This window comes from Streptomyces actuosus (assembly GCF_016921115.1).
GTDB classification, from domain to species: Bacteria; Actinomycetota; Actinomycetes; order Streptomycetales; family Streptomycetaceae; genus Streptomyces; species Streptomyces actuosus_A.
The window spans coordinates 1-255 of sequence record NZ_JAFFZS010000303.1 but is presented as its reverse complement, the minus strand read 5'-3'; the positions used below and the strand labels follow the sequence as shown (position 1 = coordinate 255).

Sequence of the window (255 nt, the reverse complement as noted above, 5' to 3'; positions counted from 1 at the left end):
ACCGATCGAATGCCCCACCAGCACATCCGGCCGCACACCCCACGACTCCAACAGCCGGAACAACGCCACCTCAAGAGCGAACAACGCAGGCTGCGCGAACTCCGTCCGATCCACACGCTCGGCATCCGCACCGAACACGACCTCCGCCAGCCCGAACGGCAACTCGGCGTCCACCGCGTCGAAGGCAGCGGCGAACACCGGAAACGCGGCATACAACTCCCGCCCCATACCGACCCTCTGCCCACCCTGACCCGC

At 67.1% G+C, this 255-nt stretch carries 1 protein-coding gene; it reads right to left on the bottom strand.

Annotation, left to right across the window (positions count from 1 at the left end):
- Nucleotides 1-255 (bottom strand): acyltransferase domain-containing protein (locus tag JS756_RS36415; RefSeq protein WP_205387534.1); only part of this gene is annotated, 255 nt, incomplete at both ends.